Raw genomic sequence first — 4,874 nt, forward strand, 5'->3', positions numbered from 1 at the left:
GGTGGAGATGGCGACGATGAGGAAGGCCGAGATCGTCGCGATCTTGATCGAGTTCCACAGCCAGGTTAGCACCGGGAAAGGCGGTTGTACCAGGCTGCCGTCGGCGGCCTGGTAGGGGATGCCGAGCGCCAGCTTCCAATGCTCCAGGCTGATCTCGGTCGGGATCAGGCTGCCGGTGGCGAAGTTGCCAGGGCGCAGCGAGATGGACACGACGGCCAGCAGCGGGAAGATGGTGATGGCGATGAAGATCCACATCACCGCGTGGCCGGCGAGGGTGCGCCAGCGGGCTTGTTTGCCGAGGACGATGGCCATGGTTCAGAACTCCGAATGTCTTTCTGGATGGGTCGGGATCGGCCCGGGTGAGCGGTCTGCTCCGTGTCCCCCGCCCGCTGCGCGGTCTCCTCCTTTACCTGCGCAGCCCGCCCACCCGGCCCGATCCAACACCAGCGGTTTCCTTCGCTGAAGAAACCCACTGGGTCCAGTTGCCGAGTGCGGCGGGCGAGGGACGAAGGTAAAGGAGGAGGTCGCGTAGCGGCCGGGGGACACGTAGTCCCTCGTCTGCCGCGCTTGGCAACCCATCGATGCCAGCATCATTTTTGTGCCTTGGCGCTCATGCGAAGGTTGATCAGCGACAGCGCCGCCACGAGGAAGAAGATCAGCGTCGAGATCGCCGCAGCCAGGCCGAAGTCGGAGCCCGAGTCCTTGAAAGCGATGCGGTAGGTGTAGCTGACGAGGATGTCGGTCTGGCCCGCGGGCAGCTTGGTGGACAGGAAGTCCGGCCGGCCGTCGGTCAGCAGCGCGATCAGCACGAAGTTGTTGAAGTTGAAGGCGAAGGCACTGACCAGCAGCGGCRCCAGCGGCTTGATGATCAGCGGCGCAGTGATCTTGAGGAAGTTGGTCGCGGGGCTGGCGCCGGCCAGCGCCGAGGCTTCGTACAGGTCCGCGGGAATCGCCTTCAGCAGCCCAGAGCACAGGATCATGATGTAGGGATAGCCCAGCCACACGTTGACGATCAGCAGCATGGTCTTGGCCAGCAGCGGGTCGGCAAACCAGGCCGGCTTGACGCCGATCAGTGCGTTCAGGATGGCATTGATCTCGCCGAAGTTCTGGTTGAACAGGCCCTTGAAGACGAGGATGGAAATGAAGCCCGGCACCGCATACGGCAGGAAGAGCAGGGTGCGGTAGGTGGTGCGGTACTTCATGCCCTCCCAGTTCAGCAGCACGGCGAAGAGCATGCCGATGGCGGTTGAGAAGACGACGGTCAGCGCAGAGAAGATGACCGTCCAGCTGAAGATGGACAGGAAGGGGCCGCGGAACTCGGCGTCGAACAGCATGCGCGTGTAGTTCGCCATGCCGATGAAGGCCTTGAAGCCGGGCTGCAGGGTTTCGCCCGCCGCCGTCTGGAAGAAACCGGTGTCGCGGTTGGCCTTGAACACGGCGCCGTCGGCGGCGCGTGTCAGGCTGCCGTCGGCATTCGTCGTCCACATCGGCTTGACGGGGCCGAACTCGCGCAGGCCGAGGTAATGCAGCTCGGTCTTGTCGGGCGCAACGAGCACGAGCTTGGCCAGCGCGTCGCGGTGCTTGATCAGCTCGGGCAAGGGCAGGGCGGCGCCTGTCGGTGCGGACGTGGCGTCCGCCGCGGCCAGGTCCACGCGGAGGTCCTTGCCCGCGCGCAGCGCCAGCGGTGGCGACATCCACTGCGGGTTGGCTTCGCCTTCGGTTTTCAGCACGAGGCGGAATTCGGCGCCGCTGGCATGCAGGCTGTAGTTCAGCACCCGGTCTTCCACCGCGTCATGCTGCTCCAGCAGGTACTCGCGCACGCGGCTTTCGCTGAGCAGGTGGATGCTGGAGTAGTTCGTCAGGCCGATCTGCGCCGTGTAGACGAGCGGGAAGGCGATGAAGACCAGCATGCCGGCCACGCCGGGGAAGAGGTAGCGCCAGGCGAAGCCGCCGCGGCTGAGGTAGACGTAGAAGCCGGCGGTGAACAGCACGAGCAGACCGATGGCCCAGGCGGCCTGGCCGGTCGTGTAAATCAGGAAGACGAGATACAGCGCGGCGACCATGCCGAGGATGGCGAGCGGCCAGTGCAGCCACTTGGACAGCTTCTCGGTCAGCGAGGGCGGCAGCGTCGTGTAGGCGCCTTGGCCGAGGGATGAGGACAAGGCGTTCATTTGTTCAGCAGCATCCGTGCGGCGGCGCCGTCGAGCGCGTCCTTCGGTGATTGCAGTCCGTTGGTGATGGCTTCGAGCGCCGCGTCCATCGCGGTCCAGAAGCGGCCGACCTCGGGGATGTTGGGGATGGGCGCGCCGTTGCGCGCATTGGTCATGCTGGCTGCGATCAGCGGGTTGACTGACAGCTCGGCGTAGAAGGCCTTGTTGGCCGGCACGCCGATGGGCACGTCGGCATCCAGCACCTTCAGCGCTTCGGGGCGCATCAGGTGGTTCTCGATGAACTCCTTGGCGATGTCCTTGTTCTTGCTGGGCGCCGAGATCATGCAGCCCAGCACGCCGACAAAGCTCTTGCTCGGCTTGCCGGCAATGACGGCCGGAATGGGTGCCACGCCGATGTCGATCTTGGCGCGCCTGGCGTTGTCCCAGGCCCAGGGGCCGGAGATCATCATGGCCACCTCGCCACGGGCAAAGGCGGACTCCATCTCGGAGTAGCGCGCGCCCTTGGGCATGTGGCCGCCCTTGATGAGGCGCTCGATCATCTGGGCACCAGCCAGGGCGCCTTCGTTGTTGACGTCCACCTTCTTGGGATCGAAATCACCCTGGGTATCACGGCCGAAGATGACGCCACCCGCGCCGGCAATCATGGGCCAGCTGAAGAAGCTCTTGTTGTAGTCCCACAGCACGGCGTGCTTGCCGCTGGCCTGAAGCTTCTTGTCCAGCGCGATCAGTTCGTCCCAGGTCGCGGGCGGCGTGGGCACCAGGGCCTTGTTGTAGATCAGGCCCGTCGTCTCGATGGCGATGGGGTAGCCCCAGATGCGGCCGCGGTAGCTCAGCGCCGCCCAGGCCTGGTCTTCGGACTCGGCCTTCAGCCGCGCCGACGGACGCAGCGACGTCAGCAAGCCCGCCTTGGCCCATTCGCCGACACGGTCGTGGGGCCAGCAGAAGATGTCCGGGCCCTTGCCAGCACCGGCGGCCTGCTGGAACTTGTCGGTCGCATCGACCGGGTGCTCGACGACGACCTTGACGCCCGAGGCCTTCTCGAAGGCATCGCCGACCTTCTGCAGGCCGTTGTAGGCCTTGTCGCCATTGATCCAGACCAGGAGCTTGGGCGATGCGGCCAGCGCCGGCGCGGCCGCTAGCGCCGCCACCAAGGGCAGCCACTTCATGCCGCCAACTCCGGTGCGGCCAGGCGGCGCAAGGCGAGGCCGTCGCCGTTGAACACGTAGAGCGCCTCGGCCGGCAGATGCAGGTCCAGATCCTGGCCGCTGCGCAGGCGATCGCAGCCGTTGCGACCTTCGAACTGGCAGGTCAGTGGCTCCTCGAGGCCGGGGTAGGGGCAGTAGGCGAAGGTGATGCCGCCCAGCGACTCGACGAAGGCCACCGTGCTTTGCAGCAGGTTGTTCGCCCCACCTTGGCGGATGTGCTCGGGCCTGACGCCCAGCGTGACCTTGTCGCCGACCTTGGCGGCGCTGCCATCGACCAGCGCGCGCAACACGACATGGCTGCCGCTGAGCTTCACATCGACGTGGCCCGCCTCGATGGCGGCCAGCTCACCCTCAATGAAGTTCATCTTCGGGCTGCCGATGAAGCCTGCCACGAAGAGGTTGCGCGGATGCTCGTACAGCTCCAGCGGCGAGCCGACCTGTTCGATCTTGCCGGCCGACAGCACGACGATGCGGTCGGCCAGCGTCATGGCCTCCACCTGGTCGTGGGTCACGTAGATCATGGTGGTTTTCAGATCCTCGTGCAGCTTGGCGAACTCGTAGCGCATGCGCACGCGAAGGGCGGCATCGAGGTTCGACAGCGGCTCGTCGAACAGGAAGACGTCGGGCTTGCGCACGATGGCGCGRCCSATGGCSACGCGCTGGCGCTGGCCGCCGGACAGGTCCTTGGGCTTGCGGTCCAGCAGGTGCTCGATGTGCAGGATCTTGGCCGCGTTGCGCACGGCCGTCTCGATCTCGGCCTTGGGCACCTTGGCCAGCTTCAACCCGAAAGCCATGTTGTCGTACAGATTCATATGCGGGTAGAGCGCATACGACTGGAACACCATGGCGATGCCGCGTTCGCTGGGCGGCACGTCGTTGACGACGCGCCCGCCAATGGTCAGCTCGCCGCCGGTGATCTCTTCCMGGCCGGCGATGGTGCGCAGCAGCGTCGACTTGCCGCAGCCCGAGGGGCCGACGAAGACCATGAACTCGCCGTCGCGGATCTCCAGGTCGATGCCGTGAAGGATGCGGATGTCGCCATAGGCTTTCTCCACGCCGGTCAGTCGAACGTCTGCCACTTCTAACCTTTCAGTCGCCGGCCGTCTGGCGGTCGGCTTGTCTCGTCATTTGACGGCTAAATTTCTCTTCTTTGGCCGTCTTTGTAGACAATATACATTCGCTACGCGCTAGCAACAACAGAGGTGATCCGTTCGAATCTTCATGAAATCCTTGAAAATCAAGGCTTTGCAAAACATCTCGGGTTTTCCATATGTAGTCAAACTACACAACGGGGCGGAGCTGGTCGATACTTCAGCCAACGCTGCCCGTCGAGTAGCATTCTTGCCTCCGTCGCTGGGGGCCGGCACTGATGAACTCCCCAACACCCAAGAGCTTCGCGTTACCCGTTCAACGCAAGCCCGCCGCCAAGGCCTCCACCGCGATGAAGAAGCCGACTGCCCTCTCCGCCGAAGACAAGGCCTTGCGCGCCGCCTTCGAG

General features: G+C 64.8%; 3 protein-coding genes and 1 pseudogene. All 4 read right to left on the bottom strand.

All coding sequences use genetic code 11. The features are described 5' to 3' along the window. Positions 1-312 (bottom strand): annotated as a pseudogene (malG, locus tag ACXJKR_RS24285) (maltose ABC transporter permease MalG); the annotation flags it as partial. Between the two features lie 278 nt (positions 313-590). Then, positions 591-2,162 (bottom strand): maltose ABC transporter permease MalF, encoded by a 1,572-nt coding sequence (gene malF, locus ACXJKR_RS24290; protein ID WP_457324994.1) that lies wholly within the window; start codon positions 2,160-2,162, stop codon positions 591-593. Positions 2,163-2,167: 5 nt separating this feature from the next. Continuing rightward, positions 2,168-3,337 (bottom strand): maltose/maltodextrin ABC transporter substrate-binding protein MalE, encoded by a 1,170-nt coding sequence (malE, locus tag ACXJKR_RS24295; protein ID WP_457324995.1) that lies wholly within the window; start codon positions 3,335-3,337, stop codon positions 2,168-2,170. After that, on the bottom strand, positions 3,334-4,455 hold the full coding sequence (locus tag ACXJKR_RS24300; RefSeq protein WP_457324996.1) for an ABC transporter ATP-binding protein: 1,122 nt from the start codon (positions 4,453-4,455) through the stop codon (positions 3,334-3,336). The genes malE and ACXJKR_RS24300 overlap by 4 nt, the downstream gene beginning before the upstream one ends. Positions 4,456-4,874: the final 419 nt, after the last annotated feature.

This window comes from Roseateles sp. P5_E11 (genome assembly GCF_054049355.1).